At 69.0% G+C, this 23,462-nt stretch carries 18 protein-coding genes and 1 pseudogene; 14 read left to right on the forward strand and 5 right to left on the reverse strand.

Annotation, left to right across the window (positions count from 1 at the left end):
• Nucleotides 1-573: 573 nt before the first annotated feature.
• Nucleotides 574-1,410, reverse strand: a complete 837-nt coding sequence (locus J7E25_RS02965; protein WP_214867876.1) for an aldo/keto reductase — start codon at nucleotides 1,408-1,410, stop codon at nucleotides 574-576.
• A 108-nt stretch (nucleotides 1,411-1,518) separates the two neighbouring features.
• Between J7E25_RS02965 and hrpA the strand changes: the two genes are divergently transcribed.
• The 10 genes and pseudogenes from hrpA to J7E25_RS03015 all read left to right on the forward strand — a co-directional run bounded on the left by hrpA (nucleotide 1,519) and on the right by J7E25_RS03015 (nucleotide 14,902).
• Entirely contained in the window at nucleotides 1,519-5,511 is a 3,993-nt protein-coding gene (gene hrpA, locus J7E25_RS02970; RefSeq protein ID WP_214867878.1) for an ATP-dependent RNA helicase HrpA, read from the forward strand.
• 186 nt (nucleotides 5,512-5,697) lie between these two features.
• Nucleotides 5,698-7,599, forward strand: a complete 1,902-nt coding sequence (locus J7E25_RS02975; protein ID WP_214867879.1) for an LVIVD repeat-containing protein — start codon at nucleotides 5,698-5,700, stop codon at nucleotides 7,597-7,599.
• Between the two features lie 124 nt (nucleotides 7,600-7,723).
• Nucleotides 7,724-8,932: an MFS transporter gene (locus tag J7E25_RS02980; RefSeq protein ID WP_214867881.1), complete on the forward strand. Its 1,209-nt coding sequence runs from the start codon at nucleotides 7,724-7,726 to the stop codon at nucleotides 8,930-8,932.
• A gap of 13 nt (nucleotides 8,933-8,945) precedes the next feature.
• Nucleotides 8,946-9,781: pseudogene (locus J7E25_RS02985) on the forward strand (aldo/keto reductase).
• A 160-nt stretch (nucleotides 9,782-9,941) separates the two neighbouring features.
• Nucleotides 9,942-10,856, forward strand: coding sequence for a DUF4349 domain-containing protein (locus J7E25_RS02990; protein WP_214867883.1), 915 nt, complete (start codon nucleotides 9,942-9,944; stop codon nucleotides 10,854-10,856).
• A gap of 9 nt (nucleotides 10,857-10,865) precedes the next feature.
• Nucleotides 10,866-12,029 carry an acyl-CoA dehydrogenase family protein gene (locus J7E25_RS02995; protein WP_214867885.1) on the forward strand — a complete coding sequence of 388 codons (1,164 nt, stop codon included), beginning with the start codon at nucleotides 10,866-10,868 and terminating at the stop codon, nucleotides 12,027-12,029.
• 73 nt (nucleotides 12,030-12,102) lie between these two features.
• The gene (locus J7E25_RS03000) at nucleotides 12,103-12,279 is read left to right on the forward strand and encodes a hypothetical protein (RefSeq protein WP_214867887.1); all 177 of its coding nucleotides are present in this window, start codon (nucleotides 12,103-12,105) and stop codon (nucleotides 12,277-12,279) included.
• A gap of 7 nt (nucleotides 12,280-12,286) precedes the next feature.
• On the forward strand, nucleotides 12,287-13,171 hold the full coding sequence (locus tag J7E25_RS03005; protein ID WP_214867889.1) for a metal-dependent hydrolase: 885 nt from the start codon (nucleotides 12,287-12,289) through the stop codon (nucleotides 13,169-13,171).
• 44 nt (nucleotides 13,172-13,215) lie between these two features.
• Nucleotides 13,216-13,710, forward strand: a complete 495-nt coding sequence (locus J7E25_RS03010) for a cation:proton antiporter regulatory subunit (protein ID WP_129522477.1) — start codon at nucleotides 13,216-13,218, stop codon at nucleotides 13,708-13,710.
• A gap of 10 nt (nucleotides 13,711-13,720) precedes the next feature.
• The gene (locus J7E25_RS03015) at nucleotides 13,721-14,902 is read left to right on the forward strand and encodes a cation:proton antiporter (RefSeq protein ID WP_214867891.1); all 1,182 of its coding nucleotides are present in this window, start codon (nucleotides 13,721-13,723) and stop codon (nucleotides 14,900-14,902) included.
• A 78-nt stretch (nucleotides 14,903-14,980) separates the two neighbouring features.
• Here the strand turns inward: J7E25_RS03015 and J7E25_RS03020 are convergent, their stop codons facing one another.
• Complete coding sequence (locus J7E25_RS03020; RefSeq protein ID WP_214867894.1) at nucleotides 14,981-16,102, reverse strand: LLM class flavin-dependent oxidoreductase; 1,122 nt, start codon at nucleotides 16,100-16,102, stop codon at nucleotides 14,981-14,983.
• Nucleotides 16,103-16,334: 232 nt separating this feature from the next.
• Between J7E25_RS03020 and J7E25_RS03025 the strand changes: the two genes are divergently transcribed.
• Nucleotides 16,335-16,997, forward strand: coding sequence for an NADPH-dependent F420 reductase (locus J7E25_RS03025; protein ID WP_215009740.1), 663 nt, complete (start codon nucleotides 16,335-16,337; stop codon nucleotides 16,995-16,997).
• 64 nt (nucleotides 16,998-17,061) lie between these two features.
• Entirely contained in the window at nucleotides 17,062-17,757 is a 696-nt protein-coding gene (locus J7E25_RS03030; protein WP_214867897.1) for a DNA alkylation repair protein, read from the forward strand.
• Between the two features lie 36 nt (nucleotides 17,758-17,793).
• Here J7E25_RS03030 and J7E25_RS03035 read toward each other — a convergent pair whose 3' ends face one another.
• Nucleotides 17,794-19,272, reverse strand: a complete 1,479-nt coding sequence (locus tag J7E25_RS03035; RefSeq protein WP_214867899.1) for an MFS transporter — start codon at nucleotides 19,270-19,272, stop codon at nucleotides 17,794-17,796.
• 150 nt (nucleotides 19,273-19,422) lie between these two features.
• On the opposite strand from J7E25_RS03035, the gene J7E25_RS03040 reads away from it, so the two are divergent.
• The gene (locus J7E25_RS03040; protein ID WP_214867901.1) at nucleotides 19,423-20,406 is read left to right on the forward strand and encodes a PfkB family carbohydrate kinase; all 984 of its coding nucleotides are present in this window, start codon (nucleotides 19,423-19,425) and stop codon (nucleotides 20,404-20,406) included.
• The gene (gene surE / locus J7E25_RS03045; protein WP_214867903.1) at nucleotides 20,403-21,197 is read left to right on the forward strand and encodes a 5'/3'-nucleotidase SurE; all 795 of its coding nucleotides are present in this window, start codon (nucleotides 20,403-20,405) and stop codon (nucleotides 21,195-21,197) included. The genes J7E25_RS03040 and surE overlap by 4 nt, the downstream gene beginning before the upstream one ends.
• Here surE and J7E25_RS03050 read toward each other — a convergent pair.
• Nucleotides 21,190-22,056, reverse strand: coding sequence for a choline/ethanolamine kinase family protein (locus tag J7E25_RS03050; protein WP_214867905.1), 867 nt, complete (start codon nucleotides 22,054-22,056; stop codon nucleotides 21,190-21,192). The genes surE and J7E25_RS03050 overlap by 8 nt on opposite strands.
• Nucleotides 22,053-23,393: an alpha-L-fucosidase gene (locus tag J7E25_RS03055; RefSeq protein WP_214867907.1), complete on the reverse strand. Its 1,341-nt coding sequence runs from the start codon at nucleotides 23,391-23,393 to the stop codon at nucleotides 22,053-22,055. Before J7E25_RS03055 ends, J7E25_RS03050 begins: the two co-directional genes overlap by 4 nt.
• Nucleotides 23,394-23,462: the final 69 nt, after the last annotated feature.

Below are 23,462 nucleotides of genomic sequence, written 5' to 3' on the forward strand. Positions count from 1 at the left end.
TTTGACCTGACCAAAGAACTGCCAATCACTGACAATCCATCAATCTCAAAGAAATCCCAAACACCAACCAAAGTTGATGCCCGAGGTTATTTGGCATTGAACATAGTGCACGCTGTTGAGTTCTCAAGAAACGGACGCACCCGAGTTTCAGCCTTGCGACCTGCCCTCAGGGCAACCTCTCTACTATATCACTTCCGCAACCTGTTTCCAAACCGATCGGCCGGAGCTTCAGGCTGTGTTCACAGCTGGATTACGGGCCCGAAAGCCTGCATTCACAGTGGAAGTGAGTAGTCATCCTAGGCGTTCAGACAGCGTCCGACAAGGGTTCTGATCTGATCGATTGGAAGGTCCCGCTTGAGGCCGGCGAGCTCTTCCGCTCCGCCGCACCTTTGGGGTGACGAGTGATTACTTTACGCACGCCCCGGGCCCTCTGCCAAAACGGGCTTGCAGTCCGGGCGTGTCGCCCGGATTCCCGCCGATCCCGCCCAGAACGACCACCCGAGCGCCGCGGTGGCCGCCGGCGGGAGGCGCCCGTGAACCAGCATCAGACGACTCCCCGCCCAGCGCGAGCACTCAGTTCACATCGTCAGGATGCGAGCTCACCCGGCCCTCGCGCTCGAGGGCCGTGATGGCCTCCATCTCGCCGTCGTCGAGCGCGAAGTCGAACACGTCGAAGTTCTCGGCGATGCGCTCACGCCGGTTGGACTTGGGGAAGACGATGAAGCCGCGCTGGAGGTGCCAGCGGATCACGACCTGGGCAGGCGACTTTCGGTGGGCTGCAGCGGCATCCGTCACCTCCTGGTGCTCGAGCAACGGGTACTTGCCCTGGCCGAGCGGCCCCCAGGCCTCGATCGCGATGCCGTTCTCCACGGCGAACTCGACGGTCGCCGGCTGCTGGTGCGCCGGATGCAGTTCGATCTGGTCGACCGCGGGCACCGTGCCGGTCTCGCCGAGCAGTCGTTCGAGGTGCGGCACGAGGAAGTTCGAGACGCCGATCGAGCGCACCCGGCCAGATGCCTTCAGCTCCTCGAACGCGCGCCACGTCTCGACGTACCGGTCGCGCGCCGGCGTCGGCCAGTGGATGAGGTAGAGGTCGAGGTAGTCGAGGCCGAGTCGTTCGAGGCTCGCGTCGAACGCGTCGAACACCGATTGCGTGCCCTGGTCGTCGTTCCACAGCTTCGTCGTGATGAAGAGCTGCTCGCGCGGGATCCCGGATTCGGCGATCGCCTTGCCGACGCCTGCCTCGTTGCCGTAGATGCGCGCGGTGTCGATGTGGCGGTAGCCGATCTCGAGCGCATCGGTGACGATGCGCTCGGTCTCATCGGGATCGACCTTGAACACCCCGAATCCGAGCTGCGGAATCGAGTGGCCGTCGTTGAGCTGGATGCGAGGTACCGAGGCATGCGTCATGGCGTCATCCCATCACGGAACCCTCCCCCTCCGACAGGTCGGTTCGCTCCTCGCGAATCGTGAGCGCATGCGTCCGCTCGACGCACTCACCGCATACGATGGAGGGCTGTGCTTCCCACGATCACCTATCCCCCAGAGCTGCCGGTCTCCGGCCAGCGAGAGGAGATCGCGCGCGCCCTGCGCGACCACCAGGTCGTGATCGTCGCCGGCGCGACGGGCTCGGGAAAGACCACGCAGCTGCCGAAGATCTGCCTCGAGCTGGGCCGCGAGTCGATCGCGCACACCCAGCCGCGCCGCATCGCAGCTCGTACCATCGCCGAGCGCATCACCGAGGAGCTCGGCACCGAGCTCGGCGGCCTCGTCGGCTACCAGGTGCGGTTCACCGATCGTGTGAGCGAGTCGACCCGCATCAAGGTGATGACCGACGGGATCCTCCTCAACGAGATCCATCGCGACCGCGAGCTCCGCCGCTACGACACGATCATCATCGACGAGGCGCACGAGCGCAGCCTCAACGTCGACTTCCTCCTCGGCTACCTGAAGCGCCTGCTTCCGCGCCGCCCCGACCTCAAGGTCATCGTGACGAGCGCGACGATCGACCCCGAGAGCTTCGCGAAGCACTTCGCGGATGCCGCGGGCACCCCCGCTCCGATTATCGAGGTGTCGGGTCGCACCTATCCGGTCGAGATCCGCTACCGGCCGCTCGTCGCCGAGACGGGTGCGGGCGACGACGCCGACGACGAGGGCGCTGCGGCCGAGGACAAGGACGTACAGCGCGGCATCCTCGAGGCCCTCGACGAGCTCGAGCGCGAGTCATCCGGCGACGTGCTCGTCTTCCTTTCGGGTGAGAGCGAGATCCGCGACGCCGAAGCGGCTGTGCGGGCGCACTACGGCGGCTCGACGGGCTCGGCTCGCAGAGGCGGTGAGACCGAGGTGCTGCCGCTCTACGGGCGGCTCTCCTCCGCCGACCAGCACCGGGTGTTCGAGCCGTCGAAGATCGCCGGCTTGCGGCGGCGGGTGGTGCTCGCGACGAACGTGGCCGAGACGAGCCTCACGGTGCCCGGCATCCGCTACGTCGTCGATGCGGGAACGGCACGCATCAGCCGGTACTCGGTGCGCTCCAAGGTGCAGCGACTGCCGATCGAGGCCATCTCGCAAGCCTCGGCGAACCAGCGCTCGGGGCGGTCGGGCCGCACAAGCGACGGCATCGCGATCCGCCTCTACTCCGAAGACGACTTCGAGCGCCGGCCCGAGTTCACCGATCCCGAGGTGCTGCGCACGAACCTCGCCGCGGTCATCCTGCAGATGGCCTCGCTCGGGCTCGGCGCGATCGAGGACTTCCCGTTCCTCACGCCGCCCGACTCGCGCGGCATCCGCGACGGGCTCGACCTCTTGAAGGAGCTCGGCGCGCTCGACGAGACGGCGTCGGGCGACGGGCCGCAGCTCGCTCGCATCGGCCGGCAGCTCGCTCGCCTCCCGATCGAGCCGCGATTCGCGCGCATGGTGCTCGAGTCGAAGGCGCAGGGCGTCAGTCGCGAAGTGCTCGCGATCGTCGCCGGCCTCACGATCCAGGATCCTCGGGAGCGGCCGCTCGACAAGCGCGAGCAAGCCGACGGCTTCCACGCGCGGTTCGTCGACCCGACGAGCGACTTCCTCACGCTGCTGAACCTCTGGAACCACCTCGAGGAGCGGCATGGCGAGCTCTCGGGCAGCGCGTTCCGGCGCATGTGCAAGTCCGAGTTCCTGAACTACCTGCGCGTGCGCGAGTGGCAGGACCTCTACCGCCAGCTCGTGCGGCTTGCGAAGCCGCTCGGGTTGCACCTCGGTGAACCGAAGGTGAATCCCGACGGCATCCACCGCGCGCTGCTCGCCGGGCTGCTCTCGCACATCGGGCTTCGCGACGACACGCGCACGGGCAGCGGCCGCGGCGGCGCGGGCTCGACGCGAGAACAGCAGCAGCGCGGTCGGCGTCCGGCTGCCGAGTTCCTCGGCGCCCGGTCGGCGCGCTTCATGCTGTTCCCCGGGTCAGCCCTCGCGAAGAAGCCGCCGGCGGCCGTGATGAGCGCCGAGCTCGTCGAGACGAGCCGGCTCTTCGCCCGCACGAACGCGGCGATCGACCCCGCGTGGGCGGAGCAGCTCGCCGGGCCCCTCGCAAAGCGCAGCTTCAGCGAGCCGCGCTGGGAACGGCGGCAGGGAGCAGCCGTCGCCGATGAGAAGGTCACGCTCTTCGGCGTGCCGATCGTCGCGAAGCGGCGCCTCCAGCTCTCCCGCGTCGACCCCGAGCTCGCCCGCGAGCTCTTCATCCGTCACGCACTCGTCGAGGAGGACTGGGACACGAGCAGCCTCGACAAACGGCTCTTCGCGTTCCTGCGCAAGAACCGCGAGCTCCGCCGCGAGCTCGGCGAGGTCGAGGAGCGCACCCGGCGCCGCGACATCCTCGCCGGCGACGAAGCCGTCGTTTCGTTCTACGAGTCGAGGGTGCCGGCGGATGTCGCCGACCCGCGCACATTCGAACGCTGGTGGCGCGGCGAGCATCGCGACCGGTCCGACCTGCTCACGATGTCGGCGGCCGACGTGCTCGGCGAGGACACTCCCACCGATGACCGCGCCGGATTCCCCGATCGCTGGCGGCAGGGCGACCAGACGCTCTCGCTGCGATACCGCTTCGAACCCGGTGCAGAAGACGACGGCGTCACCGTGCTCGTGCCCCTCGTGCTGCTCGCGCGCCTCGAGCCGACCGGGTTCGACTGGCAGGTGCCGGGCCTGCGCGACGAGCTCATCACGGCGATGCTCCGCACGCTGCCGAAGGTACTGCGCCGTCAGGTCGTGCCTGCAGCGGAGTGGGCTGCGAAGATCGCGGCCGAGCTGCCCGACGGGCCCGAATCGGGCACCGCCCGGGAGCCGTTCGCCGCCGTGATCGCGCAGGCGATCCGCCGGCTCACCTACGCCCCTGTCGATCCATCAGATTTCGACCTCGATCGGGTGCCGACGCACCTGCGCATCTCGTTCCGCGCCGTCGACGAGCGCGGTCGCGCTCTCGGCGGCTCGAAAGACCTCCACGAGCTGCAGGAACGGCTCGCCGGGCAGACGCGGGCCGCCGTCGCGAAGGCGGTCGGCGCCGCGGCGCCCGCACCGAATGGCGAGCCCGTCGCTGCGGGCGGGCGCGGACCCGGGGCACGTGCGCGCAGCGCGGAGGCCGACTCCGGCGCGGCTGACGGGCGTGCAGCCGGCGGCTTCGAGCGCGCGGGCATCACGTCGTGGGAGTGGGACGAGCTTCCGGCGCACCTCGACACGCGGCAGGCCGGGAACGTCATCCGCGCCTACCCGGCGCTCGTCGACGAGAAGACCTCGGTGGCGCTGCGGCTCGTCGCGACGGCGGAGGAACGCGACAAGGCGTCGCGTCGTGGCATCCGTCGCCTACTTGTGCTCGCCACGCCGACGCCCGTCGCCTACGTGCAGGAGCACCTCTCGAACGAGGAGAAGCTCTCGCTCGCGGCGAGCGCCTACCCCGGCACCCGGGCCCTGCTCGACGACTGCCTCGCGGCGTGCGTCGACGCGGAACTCCGCGCCCGTCACCCCGACGGACTCGTATGGACCCGCGCCGACTTCGAGGCCGTGCGCGATGCGATCGCCGCGGGCGTCGTGGAGCGGATGTTCGACACCGTCGCGCTCGTCGCGCGGATCCTGCGCACTGCTCGCGAGGCCGACCGCGCGATCGCGGGCGCCTCGAGCATCCAGCTCATTGCGGCGCTCGGCGACCTGCGCACCCAGCTCGAGGGGCTCGTGCCCAGCGGCTTCGTCTCGGCGATCGGGCTCGAGCGGCTGCGCCACTTGCCTCGCTACCTCGACGCGATCGGCGTGCGCGTGCGGAAGCTCGTGGAGAACCCCGGTCGCGACCGACAGGCGATGAACCAGCTCGATGTCTCGATCGTCGCGTTCGAGGCGGCCGGCGGACGCATCCCGATCGATCCCGAGGCGCCCGAGCAGCTCGTTCGAGTGCGCTGGATGCTCGAGGAGCTCCGCGTCGGCCTCTTCGCGCAGGAGCTGCGGACGGCAGAGACCGTGTCACCGCAGCGCATCGCGAAAGCGCTCGCGGGCTGACGCGTACGTCAAGTTCGTGAGCATGCTCGCCGGCCGCCATCCAGCACATCGCATGAGTGTCGTCGACCGCTAGACGTGAGCCAATCTCAGGACTATGCTGTCCGCGAATTCTGGGAAAGGACTCACAGAAACCGGAGCAGGACGATGCAACGACGCACGTCAATCATTACGGCTGCTGTCGGCGCCTTGGCGCTCTCAGCACTTGGATTCAGCGGGGCTGCGGTCGCGGACCCCGACGGACAGCATGGCACCGATGAGGGCCATCTCATCGGAACGGGCGAGTGGGGGAAGATCAATCTCCTCGATGTCGTCCGTCTCACGGACACGCCGGATCTCATCGCAGACGTCACGGTCTCGCCGGACGGCAATACGGCCTTCCTCGCCAACTGGGGTGAGCCCGACTGCGCCGGCCCGGAAACGGGCGGTCAGACCAGTCCGGATGCAGGCGCGTACATCGTCGACATCTCGGATATCGAAACCGATCCTGAATCCGCGGAGTTGATCGGCTTCATCCCGTCGCACCAGGACACCCGCCCGGGCGAGGGGATGCAGGTCGTGGAGATCACCACCGCATACTTCAGCGGTGACGTGCTCGTCATGAACAACGAGCAGTGCGGGAAGAACGGCAAGGGCGGCGTCTCCCTCTTCGACGTCAGCGATCCGAGCAACCCGAAGAAGCTCTCCGAGAACTTCGGTGACCGGGATCCGGGCGACCGCGACGCCAACCAGATCCACAGCGCGTTCGCCTGGGACGCGGGTGACAACGCCTACGTCGTGGTGACCGACAACGAGGAGTTCCCCGACGTCGACATCTTCGACATCACCAAGCCGAACCGGCCCCGCCTGGTCGCCGAATACGACCTCAACGACTACAACGTCGACCAGCCCGATCTCGGACTCACCGACTCCTTCCTCCACGACATGGTCGTGAAGCAGTTCGGCGATCGCTGGATCATGCTGCTGTCGTACTGGGACGGTGGCTACGTGCTCCTCGACGTCACCGACCCCGCCAACGCCGTCTTCCTCGGCGACACCGAGTTCGCCGACATCGACCCCGAACTCCTGGAGTCGCTCGGGGTCGCGCTCACCCCTGAGGGCAACGCGCACCAAGCGGAGTTCACGAAGGACGGCGCGCTCTTCATCGGCACCGACGAGGACTTCGCCCCCTACCGAACGGATGCATTCAAGATCACGACCGGTCCCTTCCAAGGCGAGTACCCGTCGGTGATCGTGCCCGGCGGGCAGCCTCCCGCGATTCTCGACGATCTGACCCTCAGCGGGCCGGTCGTCTACGGCGGCTACGGTTGCCCGACGTCGGCTCCGCTGCCGAGCCCCGAGGACATCCCCGGATACCTCGACTCGCTCCAGCCCGGCGATGAGACGATCATCGTGCTCCAGCGCGGGCCATCCGGCGACCCGAGCGCGACCGAGGAGGCGTGCTTCCCCGGCGAGAAGGCCCACGAGGCGGCACTTGCCGGATGGGACGCCGTGGTGTTCGTTCAGCGGCACGTTGCGGTGGATGAGCCGTTCTGCGGTTCTGGCGCGTTCGTCGACGAGATCGTCGCCGTCTGCACGACCCACGAGGCGTTCCACAAGCTGTTCGGACTGGAGCCGGTCGAGGGACCGTGGACGTACCCGGAGAACCTCGCCATCGGCACCATCGGCGAGCGAATCGAAGTCGGGTCGATCTTCGACGGATGGGGATACGTCCACCTCTTCGACACCGCCACGCTCGAGGAACTGGACACCTACGCGATTCCCGAGGCGCATGATCCGACGTACGCGTTCGGCTACGGCGACCTCACCGTGCACGAGGTGGCGGTCGACCCGAACGACGAATCCCTCGCCTACCTGTCGTACTACTCGGGCGGCCTGCGGGCAATCCAGATCGTGTGCGCCGGCACGCCGTACAACGCGGAGGACCCCACCATCGACAGGGCCACGTGCGAGCTCGTGGAAGTGGGCGGTTACCTCGACCCGGCCGGAAACGACTTCTGGGGCGTCGAGACGTTCATCGGAGAGGACGGACTCACATACATCCTCGCCAGCGACCGTGACAGCGGCCTCTGGATCTTCACCGATCCCTGATCTGAGGAAGGAGATCCAACACGAAGAGGGCGGGCATCATCCCGCCCTCTTCCGCGTCGGCGGTCAGATGAGCAATTCGGCGCCGTCGGGGCCGCCGCATCCGCATCGATAGAGTGGTCGGACTGTGGGAAGCTACTCCGAACTGCTCAAGACCTCGGGCGTTGCACGCATCATCGCCGCCCAGCTCGCAGCACGGTTCCCATCGGGCATGCTCTCGCTCGCGTTCCTCCTGCACGTCGAGCAGCAGACCGGCTCGTACGGGGCAGCCGGCCTCGTGCTCGCGGCGACCTCGATCGGCCAGGCCATCGCCGGCCCGCTCACGAGCCGACTCATGGGTCAGCTCGGAATGCGACCGGTGCTGGTCTCCACGCTCGTCGTGTGCGTCGCGGCCGTGGTCGCCATCGCGGTACTGCCGCTCACGGTGCCGCTCTACATGGCGATCGGATTCGTTGCAGGGCTCTCGACCCCTCCCGTGCAGCCAGCGGTGCGCACGATCTACCCGAAGATGGTGAACTCCCGGCAACTCACCCCGCTCTTCTCACTCGACGCCTCGGCGCAGGAGATCATCTGGGTCGTCGGGCCGGTCGTGACCACGTTCGTCTCGACGCAGATCGGCACCGAGTGGGGAATCCTGCTCGCCGCCGCGCTCATGATCGGGGGCGGCGCCTGGTTCATCGCCTCCCCCGAACTCGGTCGGGTGCGCATCCCACGCTCGAAGCGTCGCCTCGGCGTCGTGCTGACGCGACCGCCCGTGCTGCTCGCCACGGTCGTCGGCTTCCTCCTCATCGGCGCGGCTGCGGCGATCGAGGCGGGCGTCGTGGCCGTCTTCGGGCACGACGGCGCGAACGCCGGGATCGTGCTCGCGATCTTCTCTATCGGCAGCCTCGCCGGCGGTCTCTTCCTCGGTCATGTGCCGATCGGCCCGTGGTCGACGGCCCGGCGCATGTTCATCGTGTTCGCCGGCACCGCGCTCGCGGCGTTCTCGATGGACTTCTGGTGGCTCGCCGTCACCCTCTTCATCGCCGGCATCGGCCTCGCACCCGCGCTCGCGGTGCTCTTCGGGATCGTCTCGGCGAGCGTGAAGTTCTCCGACACGGCCGAGGCCTACGGATGGGTCGGCACCGGCCAGCTCATCGGCGCGGCACTGGGCTCGGCCCTCGCGGGCTTCCTCATCGACGGCTACGGCGCGGTGGGCGCCTTCTGGGCCGCTGGGGTGCTTGCGCTCCTCGGCTTCGTCGTGCCCGCGCTCGCCCGGCGTTGGCATCCCGACCTCCGAGGCCGTGACGCGAGCCCCATCCCCGACACCGAACCGGTGCCGGTCACCCCCAGCTGACCGAGGAGCACGGATGTCGCAGCCTTCCCTTCCCGCCGCCCCCTTCCTGCCGCTCGCCGACGGCCGCAGCATCCCACAGCTCGGCTACGGCCTCTACAAGGTGCCGCCGCCGGATGCCGCCCGCCTCAGCCTCGCCGCGATCACACTGGGATACCGCCACCTCGATACCGCCGCGTTCTACGGCAACGAGCGCGAGGTCGGCGAGGCGGTGCGTGCCGCGCCCGTGGCGCGCGAGGAGCTCTTCGTGACGAGCAAGGTGTGGAAGGACGACAACGGTTTCGACGAGACCCTGCGGGCCTTCGACGGCTCGATCGCCCGGCTCGGGCTCGAGTCGCTCGACCTCTACTCATCCACTGGCCCGTGCCCTCCACCGACCGCTACGTCGAGACGTGGCGCGCGCTCATCCGCTTGCAGCGGGAGGGCCGCGTGCGATCGATCGGCGTCGCGAACTTCCATCCTCACCACCTCGAGCGGATCGTCGCCGAGACGGGAGTCGCTCCGGTCGTGAACCAGGTGGAGCTGCATCCGTGGCTGCCGCAGTCGCAGCTGCGTGCGTTCGACGCGGCGCACGGCATCCGCACCGAAGCGTGGTCGCCGCTCGCCCGCGGTCGCGTGCTCGGCACGCCGCTGCTCGACGAGCTCGCCGCGAAGCATCGCCGCACGCCGGCGCAGATCGTGCTGCGGTGGCACGTGCAGCTCGGCAACGTGGTGATTCCGAAGGCATCGTCGGCCGCTCGCATCCGCGAGAACCTCGACGTGTTCGGCTTCGCGCTCGACGCCGAGGATCTCGCCGCGATCGCGACGCTCGAGACCGGTGAGCGCACGGGCCGGGACCCCGACGACGACTGATCGACCGCGCCGCATCCGGCGCGAACGACCCGGCTGAACGCATGGCTCGAGTGGAACGTTGGGGCCGTTCGACGACTCACAGCGAAGCGCAATCCGATCGTGACCGGACTCCCAGCGTGGGTCCAGACATCCGATTCCCGCCCGGGAATACAGTGAGCCCATGAGACGACTTGCACCTGCAGCGGCCGCGGCCGCGCTCCTCGTTGCGCTCCTTGCCGGCTGCTCGGCGCAGGGACAGGGATCCCAATCAGGCGAACCCGCCGTCGACGACGCGCCGTCGGGCGAAGTGGCGCCCGCGCCGGAGTCCAAAGACGGCGTCGCCACGTCCGAGTTCGACGCCCAGGCGACCGACCGCAGCGTCATCACCACCGGCAACGTGGCGATCACGGTCGACGAGCCGGTCGAGTCCGCCGAGGAGGCGGCCGACCTCGTCGAGCAGGCGGGCGGACGGGTCGACAGTCGCACCGAGACGCCCGGCACCGACACCCAGCCGGCGAGCGCCTCGCTCGTCCTGCGCGTGCCCTCCGACAAGCTCGAAGCCGTGCTCGACGACCTGCGCGAGCTCGGCAGGGTGAACTCGGTGTCGCTCAATGCATCGGATGTCACACAGCAGCGTCAAGACCTCGATGCACGCATCGAGGCGCTCTCAGCGTCGACCTCGCGACTGCGCCAGCTCCTGGCGGAGGCCACGTCGATCGCCGATCTCATCGCGATCGAGTCGGAGCTCACGACGCGCCAGTCCGAGCTCGACAGCCTGACGCAGCAGCGCGACTGGCTCGTCGACCAGGTGGACTACTCGACGATCTCGCTCGAGCTCGTGACAGAGGAGGTCGCACCCGATCCCGCGCCCGACGACTTCTGGAGCGGGGTCATCGCGGGGTGGACCGCCCTCGTCGCCTTCCTCTCGTGGCTCGGCGTCGCGATCGGCGTGATGCTGCCGTGGCTGCTCGCACTGCTCATCGTGGCGGCCATCGTCGTCATCGTGATGATCGCCTCCACACGCCGCCGGCGCGGTTCGAGCCGCCACCCGGAGGCGCCCGCGCCTCCCTCGGCGGGCGACACCCTCGGGGCGTAGTCTGGCGAGGTGAGCGCGACCCCCGAGACCCTGCTGCACGACGACCTGCTCGAGGGCATCCGCGAGCGCGCGGCGGGCTACGACCGTGAGAATGCCTTCTTCACCGAAGACCTCGCCGAGCTCCGCGAGGCGGGCTACCTCACCGCCCTCGTGCCGGTCGAGCACGGCGGCCTCGGGTGGAGCCTCGCCGATGCGGTGCGAGCGCAGATGCGGCTCGCCGGCGCTGCGCCTGCCACCGCCCTCGCGGTCAACATGCACCTCGTGTGGACGGGGGTCGCGAAGGTGCTTCGCGATCGCGGCGACGACACCCTCGACTTCCTGTCGCGCGAGGCTGGACGCGGCGAGGTCTTCGGCTTCGGCATCAGCGAGGCCGGCAACGACCTCATGCTCTTCGGCTCGCGCACGACGGCCGAGCCGCAGGCCGACGGCGGCTATCGGTACTCGGGGCGCAAGATCTTCACCTCGCTCTCGCCCGCGTGGACCCGGCTCGGCACGATGGGGCTCGACTCCACCTCGGCCGACGCGCCGAAGATCGTCTACGGGTTCATCAACCGCGACGACCCCGACGTGCGCATCCTCGACGACTGGGACACGATGGGAATGCGCGCGAGCCAGAGCCGCACGACCGTGCTCGACGGCGCGTTCGCGCCATCCGATCGCATCGTGCGCCGACTCGACCCCGGCCCGAACGCCGACCCGCTCGTCTTCGGCATCTTCGCGAGCTTCGAGCTGCTGCTCGCCGCGGTCTACGCGGGCATCGGCGCGAGGGCGCTCGACCTCGCTGTCGACTCGGCGCACCGGCGCACGTCGATGAAATACGACGGCAGGCCGCTCTCGCAGGATCCCGACATCCGCTGGCGCATCGCGGATGCCGCAATCGCCCAGGACGCGATCGAACCGCAGCTCCTCCAGCTCGCCCGCGACCTCGACGAGCTCGTCGACCACGGCCCCCTGTGGTTCGCGAAGCTCGTCGGCGTCAAGGTGCGTGCGACCGAGACGGCCAAGCACGTCGTCGACCAGGCGGTGCGCGCCTCGGGCGGATCGACGTACTTCGCGGGCTCCGAACTCGGCCGGCTCTACCGCGACGTGCTCGCCGGCGTCTTCCACCCCTCCGACGACGAGTCGGCGCACTCCACCGTGGCGAACGCATGGCTCGGACCGGTCGACGGCTGACCCTGCCGTGTTCGGAGGCCGGCCACTAGGCTGGTGGCCGCGGCACGCGTCGCATCAGCACTTGGAGGTCGTTGTGAACGTCGTCGCATTCTTCATCGCCATGGGGCTGTTCGTCTTCGGCATGTGGCTGATGGGAACGGCACCCGAGCTGCCCGGCATCCAGGCGATCGCGTTCTTCGCGGGCATCATGTGCGTCACGCTTGCAGTGGCGATCCCTGCGACCATCCTCGGGCGCGGCGACGGCGTCTGATCGCTCGATGACGTTGCCCACGCGTGACACGCGCGTCACGTATCCCGATGGCGCCGTCGAGGCGCGAGCCCGGGTGCTGCACGTCGCACCCGCGGGCGAAGGGCGAGTCGCCGTGGTGACCGACGTCACGAGCTTCCACCCGGTCGATGCCGCGTGGCCCGACCAGCCCGCCGACACCGGGGTCATCCGCTCGGGCGGCACGGCCTTGCCGGTTCTCGATGCCGTGGTCGCCGCGAGCGACGGCACCGAATTGTTCCTCGGAATCGACATCCCGGTGCGCAAAGGCACCGAGGGCTGGGCGTTCGTCGTCGCCCACCTCCTCGACGAAGGCGCTGCCATTGCCGAGGGCGATGAGGTCGGCATCGAAGCGGATGCCATGGTGCGTCGCTCGCTCTCGATCGGGCACACGGCCTGCCACGTCGCCTCGCTCGCCCTCAACAGCGCCCTCGCCCCTCGCTGGTCGAAGCCCGCCCGCACCGACGCGCTCGGCAACCCCGACTTCGACGGCATCGCGATCGACACGAGCCGCATCCAGCCGAACGGATCCGTCGACCGCTACCGGGTGAACAAGTCCGTGCGACGCGCCGGATTCGACGCGTCGGGTCTCGATGCGGCGCTCGACGAGCTCGCGGCATCCGTCGAGGCGACGCTCGCCGAGTGGGCCGAATCGGGCGCCGCCGTGCGCGTCGAACGCGACGCTTCGGGCGACGGCCTCACCGACCGCCGCTCGTGGGTGTGCGAGCTCCCCGGCGGCACGGCGCGCATCCCATGCGGGGGCACGCACGCCGGCTCACTCGCCGAACTCGGCGAGCTGCAGGTCTCGTTCGAGCTCTCCGACGACCGGGGCACGCCGGTGCTCGAGATGCGCACGAGCGCCACGGCGGATCGCTGAGCGCGCTCGGCGTCGCACCTTCGCAACGCTGGTAGTTTGGATTCGTGGGTATTCACATCGAGAAGGTCGATCTGCCCGGGATCGGTGTTCGCCACGATCTCGTCACCGAACGCGGACGTCGCATCAGCGTGGTCTCGCATCGCGACGGCGAGCGCGACCTCGGCATCTTCGACGTCGACGATCCCGACGCCTGCCGCGACTCCATCCCCCTGAACGACGATGAGGCCGCGGCCCTCGCCGACGTGCTCGGCGCGTCCGTCATGCTGAGCCGTCTCACGAGCCTCAGCGATGAGACTGCGGGCCTCTACACCGAGCAGATCGCACTGCCGACCGACTCGCCGTACCTCAATCGCACCCTCGGCGCGACGAAGGCGCGCACGAGGACCCACGCATCGATCGTCGCCATCGTGCGCGACGGCGCCATCATCCCCTCCCCCACGCCGGCAGAGCCGCTGCGCGCGGGCGACGTCATCGTTGGCGTCGGGACCCGTGAAGGACTCGACGGAGTAGCGCGACTGCTCTCCAACGGCCCAGGCTGAGGCGGCGGTCATGCACGAGACCACGCTGCTCCTCATCGAAGTCGGCGCGCTGCTCCTCGGCATGAGCATTCTCGGACGAGTCGCCGTGCTCACGGGCATCTCGCCGATCCCGTTCTACCTCGTGCTCGGTCTCGCCTTCGGCGACGGAGGCTTCGTGCCGCTCGCCGCGAGCGGGGAGTTCTTCCAGACGGGTTCCGAGATCGGCGTCATCCTGCTGCTCGTGCTGCTCGGTCTCGAGTACACGGCTCCCGAGCTCGTCGGGAGCCTTCGTTCGGCCCGCAGCGCCGGGCTCGTCGACTTCGCCCTGAATGCGCTCCCGGGAGCGGCGTTCGCGTTCCTGCTCGGATGGGGGCCGGTCGCCGCGGTCGCGCTCGCGGGCGTGACGTGGGTCTCGTCGTCGGGGGTCATCGCCAAGCTCCTCCGCGATCTCGGCCGCCTCTCCAACCGCGAGACGCCGGCGATCCTCGCGGTGCTCGTGATCGAAGACCTCGCGATGGCCTTCTACCTGCCGGTGCTCTCCGCGATCGTCGTGGGGGTGAGCCTCCTGCAGGGAGCGGTCTCGGTCGCGATCGCCGTCGGCGTGGTGACGCTCATCCTCTACATCGCACTCCGGCACGGGCACATCGTGTCGCGCGCCTTCCCGGCCGATGAGCATGAACCGCTCCTGCTCGGGGTGCTGGGGCTCACCATGCTCGTGGCCGGCATCGCCGCCGAGGTGAATGTCTCGGCGGCGGTCGGTGCCTTCCTCGTCGGCATCGCCCTGTCGGGCCGGGTGGCGACGAATGCGAGCCAGGTGCTGACCCCGTTGCGCGACCTCTTCGCCGCCATCTTCTTCGTCTTCTTCGGGCTCACGACCGACTCGACCGAGCTGATCTCCATGCTCCTGCCCGCCCTCGCCCTCGCGGCCGTGACGATCGTGACCAAGCTCATCACGGGGGCATACGCCGCCCGCAAGGCAGGGGTCGGCACGCTCGGCCAATGGCGCGCCGGCTTGTCGCTCACCCCGCGCGGCGAGTTCTCGATCGTGATCGCCGGACTCGCGGTCGGCGCCGGCGTCGCGCCCGCCCTCGCCCCGCTCGCCGCGGGCTACGTGCTCATCACGATCATCGCGGGCACGTTCCTTGCGCGCATGCCCGATGCCGCATGGTTTCGCGCCGCAGTGCTGCGGCGCCGGGCTCGCGCGACGGCCTGATCGGGTCGCGTACCGAGGCGGCCCGGCCACTGGGTCGGGCCTCCTGTGATTGTTCGGGCGACGCCGGCAGGAGGCGGGCTACTCGGCGGGATGCTCGGCTGCGGCCGCGGCATCCGCTCGATCGCCTCGTGCGACCGCATCGAGCTCGTCATCGGCGGCGTCGGCCACTGCGAGCAGCTCGCGCACCCGTGGCACGACCTCGCTCGCATAGCGCTCGATGCTTCCCATCATGGCCTCGTGGGGCAGCGTGCCGTTCGAGTACTTGAGGTCGAAGCGGCTCGCGCCGATCGCACGCATCGCCGCCGCGATCTTCTGCGCCACCGTCTCGGGTGAACCCGCGTACAGGGCTCCGTTCGACCCGGCCTCGGCTTCGAAGTGCTCGCGAGTGACGGCACCCCAACCGCGCTCGCGGCCGATGCGATCGATGATGACCTTGTAGTGCGGCCAGAGGGTGTCGAGCGCCTCGCGATCGGTGTCGGCGATGAAGCCCGGCGAGTGCACGGCGACCGGCTGGAGCGGATGACCGAACTGCTCGAGCGCGCGGCGGTAGAGATCGGCGAGCGGAGCGAACCGGGCAGGGCTGCCGCCGATGATCGCGAGCACGAGGGGCAGCCCGTAGTGCGCCGCGCGCACGACCGACTCGGGGCTGCCGCCGACGCCGATCCACGTGCGGAGGGTTCCGTGCTCCACGGGCGGGTAGATGCGCTGCCCGGTGAGCGGCGGACGCAGTTCTCCCGTCCACGTGACGGGCTCCTGGCTGAGCAGCTCCGAGAACAGGTTGAGCTTCTCCTCGAACAACTCCTGGTACTGGTTGAGTGCGAAGCCGAAGAGCGGGAACGACTCGGTGAACGAACCGCGCCCGAGGATCACCTCTGCGCGGCCGCCCGAGAGCCCGTCGAGTGTCGCGAAGCGCTGGAAGACGCGCACGGGATCATCGGAGCTGAGCACCGTGACGGCCGAGCCGAGGTGGATGCGCTCGGTTCGGCCGGCAATCGCGCCGAGCACGACCTCGGGCGCCGAGACTGCGAAGTCCTCGCGGTGGTGCTCGCCGATGCCGAAGAAGTCGATTCCGAGCCGGTCGGCGAGCACGGCCTCCTCGACGATGTTGCGGAGCACCTGCGCGTGCGGCAGGTGTGTCCCGGTCGGGCCTGCCGTCACGTCGCCGAACGTGTCGAGACCGAATTCGTAGTGCTGCGGCATCCCCTGCTCCATCTCCGCGTCTCCATACGTACGCATGTTCAAGCGGAACCCATGCAAGGCAGAGACTATTCCCCGCAGGGCTCGGCGACCACCTTCCGCGCGCCGGCGACGTGCCACGGATGCCGCGGCCACCCCTTACGGGAATGCGGTCACCGCACCGCGCGTTCTCCATGTCAAAGCATCGATCGGGCGCGGAAACGCATGGATCGGGGCAGACTCGAAGGGAAATGGAGTGCTCGACGTGACGGACCGGCCGGTCATCGGCATCATCGGTGCGGGCAAGGTGGGAACCGCGCTCGCACGATTGTTCGTGGCATCCGGGCACCAGGTGCTCATCGCCGGCTCACCCCGCCAGACTGCGCTCGACCTGCTCGTCGGTGTCGTCGCCCCCGGCGCGGTCGTCGCGACGCCTCATGAGCTCGCCGCGCACGCCGACGTCATCATCGTCTCCGTGCCGTTCGGCAAAGCCGCCTCGGTGCCCTGGCATGAATTCGACGGCCGCATCGTGGTCGACGCCATGAACTACTGGCCGCCCGTCGACGGCAACATCGCGGAGGTCGACAACGACCCGCGCTCCACCAGCGAGCTGAACGCCGCGCGCAACCCCCGTGCTCGCGTCGTGAAGTCGTTCAACCACCTCGGCTACCACGAGATGGAGGACGACAGCCTGGCCCCCGGCGCACCGCTGCGCCGTGCACTCGCCGTCGTCGGCGACGACGACGAGGCGCGCGCGGTGATCGCCCGCCTCATCGATGCGATCGGCTTCGACGCCGTCGACGGCGGGCCGCTCGCGAACGGCCGGGCGCTCGAACCCGGACACCCCGCCTTCGGGCGGGAGCTCTCGGCGACCGAGCTCATCGGCCTGCTGGCACCCGCCGCGCATCTCGCGGCCTGACGGCGGCGAGGCCGATCCGCCCGCACGCTTCCCCGCGATCGCGCCACGGTCGTACGCTGGGCCGGTGACGGATGCCGCAACGCTGATCGCAACGCTCGAGGCGATGGCGAACGACGAAGAGCGTGACAAGTACGCTCGCTACTTCGCACCTGATCCCGACGCGCCGTTTCTCGGCGTTCGGATGGGTGCGGTGTTCGAACTCGCCAAGACGGCTCTCGACCTGCCCGTCTCCGAGCTCGAGGAGTTGCTCGAGCGACCCGCCCACGAGGTGCGTGCCCTGGCGTGCAGCATCATGGGCAAGGCGACCGCGCACGCGAAAGCAGTCGAGGAGCGACGCACCGAGCTCTTCGAGTTGTACCTGCGGAGGCACGACCGCATCGACCAGTGGGACCTCGTCGACCTCGCCGCGCGAGACGTCGTCGGCCGCTACCTGGTGAACCGCGACCGATCGCCGCTCCACCGCCTCGCGGCATCCGACTTCTGGCCCGAACGCCGCACCGCGCTCGTGGCGACCTTCGCATTCCTCAAGAAAGGCGAGCTCGACGACGCCTACACGCTCGCCGAGCTGCTCGCCGAGGATCCCGAGCCGTTCGTGCAGAAGGCGCTGGGATGGGTGCTCCGCGCGGTCGGCGACCTCGACGAGGCACGACTCACCTCGTACGTCGAACGTCACGCAGCGACGATGCCGCGGGTCGCCCTTCGTGCGGCCATCGAGCACTTCGCCAAAGACGAGCGGGCGCGAATCCTCGCGATCCGCTGAGGCGCCGCGCCTCGCGGCATTCGCTCGACTGAACGATCAGGCGAGCGAGCGACGCTGCCGGCGGCGCGCGCCGAGATCGGCGATGCCCACCGCGAGCGCGACCGCCACGAAGATCGCGACCGCCAGCATGCCGATGCCGTAGGCGTCGGTGTAGACCCCGAGACCGGCGCCGTTCTCACTGCCGTTCTCGCGGTAGATCGTCGAGTAGAAGAGGGAGAGCGTCACGGCGGTGCCCACCGCCGTGCCGATGCGCTGGCCGAGCTGGCCGACCGAGCCTGCGAGCCCGCCCTGCTTGACCGGAATGTCGGTGAGCGTGAGGGTCTGGTTCGGCGAGATCACGAGCCCGCTGCCAAAGCCGCCGACGACCATCGCCGCAGCCATCGCCCACGGCGTCACGGCCGGTGGCGTCACGAGCGCCGCGAGCACGAGCAGGCCCATGCCCGCCATGAGGATCGCAAGGCCCCAGACCACGAGCGGCCGGCCCAGCCGGTTCACGAGGTTGCCGCCCACCCACGACGAGACGGCGCTCATGAGCGCGAAGCCGATGCTCACCATGCCGGCGAACACCGGGGCGAGGCCGAGGCCGTGCTGCAGGTAGAGGGTCGTGAGCAGGAACGACGATGGCATCGCCGCGAAGTACACGCTCGCGAGCACGGTGCCGTTGCGGAAGGAACTCACGCTGAACAGCGAGAGCGGAACGAGCGGATGGCTTCCGGATGCCGCGTAGTGCCGCTCCCACGCGATGAAGCCCGTGACCCCGAGCACGAACACCACGAGCAGCCACCATCTCGCGGGGTTGTCGGCGGGCGAACCCGTGGTGAAGAGGAACGGCCACATGAGCGCCACGACGGTGACCCCGAAGAGCAGCACCCCCACCGGGTCGAGCGAGAGCGGCCGCGAGGACTTCGTGCGGGTCTCGGGGAGCAGCCAGAGCGCGGCGGCGATGGCCACGATCGAGAGCGGCACGTTCATCCAGAAGATGCCGCGCCATCCGTCTTCGGGGCCGCCGATGGCGATCGCGAGGCCGCCGAGGGTCGGGCCGAACGCGGTCGCGATGCCGATGGTCGCGCCGAAGAGCCCGAAGGCCTTGCCTCGCTCGGGGCCCTGGAACAGCTGCTGGATGAGGCCCAGCACTTGCGGCATCTGGATGCCGGCCGCGACGCCCTGCAGGAGCCGGGCGACGAGCAGCACCGCGGAGTTCGGCGCGAGTGCGCACGCGAGGCTCGTGAGCGTGAAGAGGGTGAGGCCGATCACGAACAGGTTGCGGCGCGAACGCTGGTCGCCGACGCGACCGGCGGGCACGAGGGTGAGCCCGAAGGTGAGCACATAGCCCGACACGATGAGCTGCAGCTCGGTCGAGCTCGACCCGAACGCCTCTTCGATCGAGGGCAGCGCGACGTTCACCTTCGAGAGGTCGAGGATCGTGAGTGCCGCCACGGCGACGCACACCCAGTACGCGCGCCAGCGCTTCTGGGGAGTGAGCGGGATCTCCTGCGTGAGCGGCGACTCGGTCATCGTCTCCACCCTATGCCCGCGGGAAGACGGGCCTGAACGTCGCGGAAGGCCAGCGGATGAGCCGAATCATATTCCTCGCCGGTTCCGGAGGATACCCGTGGCGGGAGCACCGCCGGTCGTCGTAGCGTCGAACACGACGAGAGGATTCTCATGCCCAATGTCATGATCTTCGCCCCGTCACCGCTCTTGACGGTCACGCTCGAAGGCGACGCGAGCGGCACCGACCTGCACCTCCATGCCGGAGGCCAAGGCGTCTGGCAAGCGCGGATGCTGCGCACGCTCGACTGCACGGTCACGCTGTGCGCCGCACTCACCGGCGAGTCCGGTCGCGTCGTACAGCATCTGCTCGAGGACGAGGGCATCACCGTGCAGGCGGTGCGGCGGGAGGGACGCGGAGCCGCCTACGTGCACGACCGCCGGAGCGGTGAACGCACGGCCGTCGCCGAGCTCTCCGGCGACCCGCTGTCGCGCCACGATCTCGACGAGCTCTATGCGATCACGCTCCGAGAGGCGATGGACGCGGACCTCGTACTGCTGAGCGGCCCCTCCGGCGAAGAGGAGGTACTGCCCGACGATGTCTACCGTCGCCTCGCTTCCGACCTCCATGCGGCCGGCCGGATCGTCGTCGTCGACCTCGCAGGCTCGAGGCTCGCCGCGGCGCTCGCCGGCGGGGTACGGCTCGCGAAGGTGAGCGACAGCGAATTGCTCGAATCGGGCGCGGTGACCGACACCTCGACGGACGCACTCATCGCGGCAGCGCTGCACCTCAGGTCGAAGGGAGCGCACAGTGTCGTCATCACGCGCGCCGGCCACGCCACGCTGGTCGTCGACGGCGACACGGCGGTCGCGGTGCGCGTGCCGGTGATGGAAGAGGTCGATTCGAGTGGCGCGGGCGACTCGTTCACCGCTGCGCTCGCCGCCTCGCTCGCCCAAGGGCAGTCCCTGCGCGACGCGGTGGCGCTCGGTGCGGCAGCGGGGGCGCTCAACGTGACCCGCCATGGCCTCGGCACGGGCGACGGCCAGGGGATCCGCCGCCTCAGCAGGGAAGTCGAGGTGCGGGAGCTCGCCATCGACGACGGCGGCCGGCTCTCACCCGACGAACTCGCCGCTCGAGTGGAGGTCGATCGCACATGAGGGTGCTCATCACGAACGACGACGGGATCGACTCACCCGGACTCCACGCGCTCGCCGCGAGCGCGCTCGCCGAGGGACTCGACGTCGTCGTGGCGGCGCCGGCTCACCAGTCGAGCGGCAGCAGCGCGTCGATCCTCGGAGCCGAGTCCGACGGCCGCATTCACATGGAGGCGCGCGAGATCGAGGGACTCGACGCGCAGTGCTTCGCGGTGCGTGCAGCGCCGGCGCTCATCGCCCTGATCGCCGCGCACGGCGCATTCGGAGCTCCGCCCGACGCCGTGCTCTCAGGGATCAACCGGGGTGCCAACGTCGGGCGCGCAGTGCTCCACTCCGGCACCGTCGGCGCGGCGCTCACGGGCGGCGCGAACGGAGCCCGCGGACTCGCGGTGTCGCTCGATGTCGGCATGCATCCGCTGATGTGCCACTGGGAACCTGCCGCACGACTCGCCCGCTCGGTGCTGCCGTCGCTGCTCGCAAGCCCACAGGGCACGGTGCTGAATCTCAACGTGCCGAACGATCCCGACGCGGGCGATCGGCCGTTGCTGGCGGCGTCGCTCGCGACATTCGGTATCGTGCAGACCACCGCGACCGAGCACGGCGAAGGCGAGATGCGGATGACCGTCGCCGACACCGACGCGGAGCACGCGCCCGGCAGCGATGCGGCACTGCTCGAGCGGGGGTATCCGACCCTCACGTCGATCACCGGCATCGGTGAGGTGCCGCTGCCAGAGGGGGCGCCCGTCGATGCACTCGACTCACGAACAGCAGGCGCTCGCAAGACAATCATCTGATCATTGAGGAATGCGGTTCGTGCGGCGCTGAATCGGGCGCATTCGACAGCTCGGCGAACATCTGACGAGCGTGGCCTACGTAGTCGAAGGGGCCGTCGGATCCGCGCACGGTGTGCATCGCAAGCGCCCATGCGCCCTCGAAGAGTCCGACACTCCAACGCGCCTCAGCGAGTCGGCGCGAGGCTCCGGGCGCGCCGTACTCCTCGAGCAGGGCATCTTCACCCTCGGCAGTGAGGTTCGCCGTCCGTGCAACGGTCGCGAGGTCGAACATTCCATCACCGGCGCCCGCGAACTCCCAGTCGACCAGCCACAGCCGGTCGCCGTCGTCCATCACGTTGTTCGGCCACACGTCGTGGTGGGTGAGCACGGCCCTCGCGGGTTCCGCCGCGCGGACTCGCTCGAGAGCCGATTCGAGCCCGTCGGGCAACTGCGCACCGCGGGCCACGGCCCGGGCGAGCATCCCTTCCACCCTGTCAGCGAGCGTCGGAAGCCCCCGTGGCGCCCGCACATGAGCAGCACGCAGGAGCCTGGCGATTCGTCGTACGCCTTCTTCAGCGAAGTCGGCATCGCTCAGTGTCCGACCCTCGATCCAGTCGAGGAGAAGTACCCCACCGTGCTCATGTACCACGGCAGGCGATACGCCAGCGTCCGCCGCTGCCACCGAGGCTGCAGTTTCGTGCCCGCGGTCGATACCGAGGGCGTCCTCCGCCTGCGCGACGCGCAACGCCCAGACGCGCGAGCCAACGGAAACACGCCACAATTCGTTGTTCAAGCTCTGCCCGGCCGCGCGTGTGAGCGTGAAATTCGCGTCGTGAAACCCGGGGATCTTCTTGAGGATCGCGCGCGGGTCGGACGTCACCGCGGGCCCCCCGCTTCACCAAGAAACTGCACAACCCCGAGGGAGTGCGCCGTCAACCGGGGAGTCGTAGCGTGAGCTTTCCACCGCGTGTCTGTTCGCGTGAGGCGTGCAGGGCGTCCGTCGATCATGATCTCCATTGCCTGAAGCTCCGCAGGCACGGCCCCCAACTCGATCGCATCCGGCCCACGCTCGGCTATGGCGAAGACGGATGTGGACGATCGTGTCCATCGCACCCAGGGTTCTTCCCCGGCCTGGCCAGCGAGGTACGGGCGGGTGTCGTGAATGGCATCGGCGTGGTGCGACATCCATTCGGCGAGCGATTCCAGCGCCGCGCGTTGCGGCGCAGGAATCCGACCCGCTTCATCTGGACCGACGTTCAGCAAGAGGTTCCCCCCGCGCGAGACGACATCGGCAAGCACAGCGATCACGGCGTCTCCGTCGAGGTGTTCAGACGCCGGCTCGTCGCGGTTGTAGCCGAAGGAGTGTCCCAGTCCTCGGCAGTGCTCCCACGTCTCCGCCTGCTCCGCTCCCGGCGCCATCGCATACTCACTCGTGCGGAACCCGTGATGGTCTACACCCCACCGGTCGTTCGTGATGCCGTCTGGATTGCGGTCGTAATAGTCGGCAAGGAGTGAATACAGGCCTCCGGCGCCGGCGCGTTTGCCGGCATCAGGCCAATTGATGTCATTCCAGAGGACGTCTGGCTTGTATCTGTCGATGAGGTCGACCAGCTGGTCATGGGCGAGCCGGGCGTAGCGCGCATCGTTGGGGCGGTTCCGGTGGAGAGCCGCGTCATCGGCGATGTCCGGGAGACCCGTCACGCCCCAATCCAGGCCGCCCGAGTAGTACACCCCCAACCGCAGCCCGCGCGATTGGGCCGCCTCGAAGAGGGGCGCGATCAGGTCGCGGCGTGGCCCGCGGTGCACAGTGTTGCGGGTGCCGCTTCCTGGCGCGTTCCAAAGGGGAACGCCGTCGTGGTGTTTGGTCGTGGGTATCAGATACCTCGCCCCGGCCCGCACGAACACGTCGACCCACTCGGAGGGGTCGTATTCCGCTGCCGTCCAGGCGTCGATGAAGTTGTCGTACGGGGCGTCGTTGTAACGCTCGACGTGATGAGCATGCGCCAGAGTTCCGGGCAGGCTGATGCTGTTCCAGTACCACTCGGCGTAGGGGTTGTGCTTGAAGAACTCCCCTTCAGGCGGCTCGCCGCTCGCCCCCACGCGTTCGGCCCAAGCCGGAACTGAATACGGCCCCCAATGCACGAAAATTCCGAGCTTTGCGTCGCGGAACCATTCGGGCGCCGGGCGATCAAGGTCGGTCCAGCGGATCTCGGGCATGATGCCTCCGTTTCATTCGGGAGTCCACGTCGACGGGGTCGGCGTTTCTGTTTCTCAGTTTCCGGTCGA

It is taken from the genome of Agromyces sp. ISL-38, assembly GCF_018613935.1.
In the GTDB taxonomy this organism is placed as follows: domain Bacteria; phylum Actinomycetota; class Actinomycetes; order Actinomycetales; family Microbacteriaceae; genus Agromyces.

What these genes read in the sequence shown, in the direction of transcription:
- J7E25_RS03020 (WP_214867894.1), bottom strand. Translation starts at nt 16,102, where the DNA reads ATGCCGCAGCACTACGAATTCGGTCTCGACACGTTCGGCGACGTGACG.
- J7E25_RS03015 (WP_214867891.1), top strand. Translation starts at nt 13,721, where the DNA reads ATGCACGAGACCACGCTGCTCCTCATCGAAGTCGGCGCGCTGCTCCTC.
- J7E25_RS03005 (WP_214867889.1), top strand. Translation starts at nt 12,287, where the DNA reads ATGACGTTGCCCACGCGTGACACGCGCGTCACGTATCCCGATGGCGCC.
- J7E25_RS02990 (WP_214867883.1), top strand. Translation starts at nt 9,942, where the DNA reads ATGAGACGACTTGCACCTGCAGCGGCCGCGGCCGCGCTCCTCGTTGCG.
- surE (WP_214867903.1), top strand. Translation starts at nt 20,403, where the DNA reads ATGAGGGTGCTCATCACGAACGACGACGGGATCGACTCACCCGGACTC.
- J7E25_RS03040 (WP_214867901.1), top strand. Translation starts at nt 19,423, where the DNA reads ATGCCCAATGTCATGATCTTCGCCCCGTCACCGCTCTTGACGGTCACG.
- J7E25_RS03055 (WP_214867907.1), bottom strand. Translation starts at nt 23,393, where the DNA reads ATGCCCGAGATCCGCTGGACCGACCTTGATCGCCCGGCGCCCGAATGG.
- J7E25_RS03035 (WP_214867899.1), bottom strand. Translation starts at nt 19,272, where the DNA reads ATGACCGAGTCGCCGCTCACGCAGGAGATCCCGCTCACTCCCCAGAAG.
- J7E25_RS02965 (WP_214867876.1), bottom strand. Translation starts at nt 1,410, where the DNA reads ATGACGCATGCCTCGGTACCTCGCATCCAGCTCAACGACGGCCACTCG.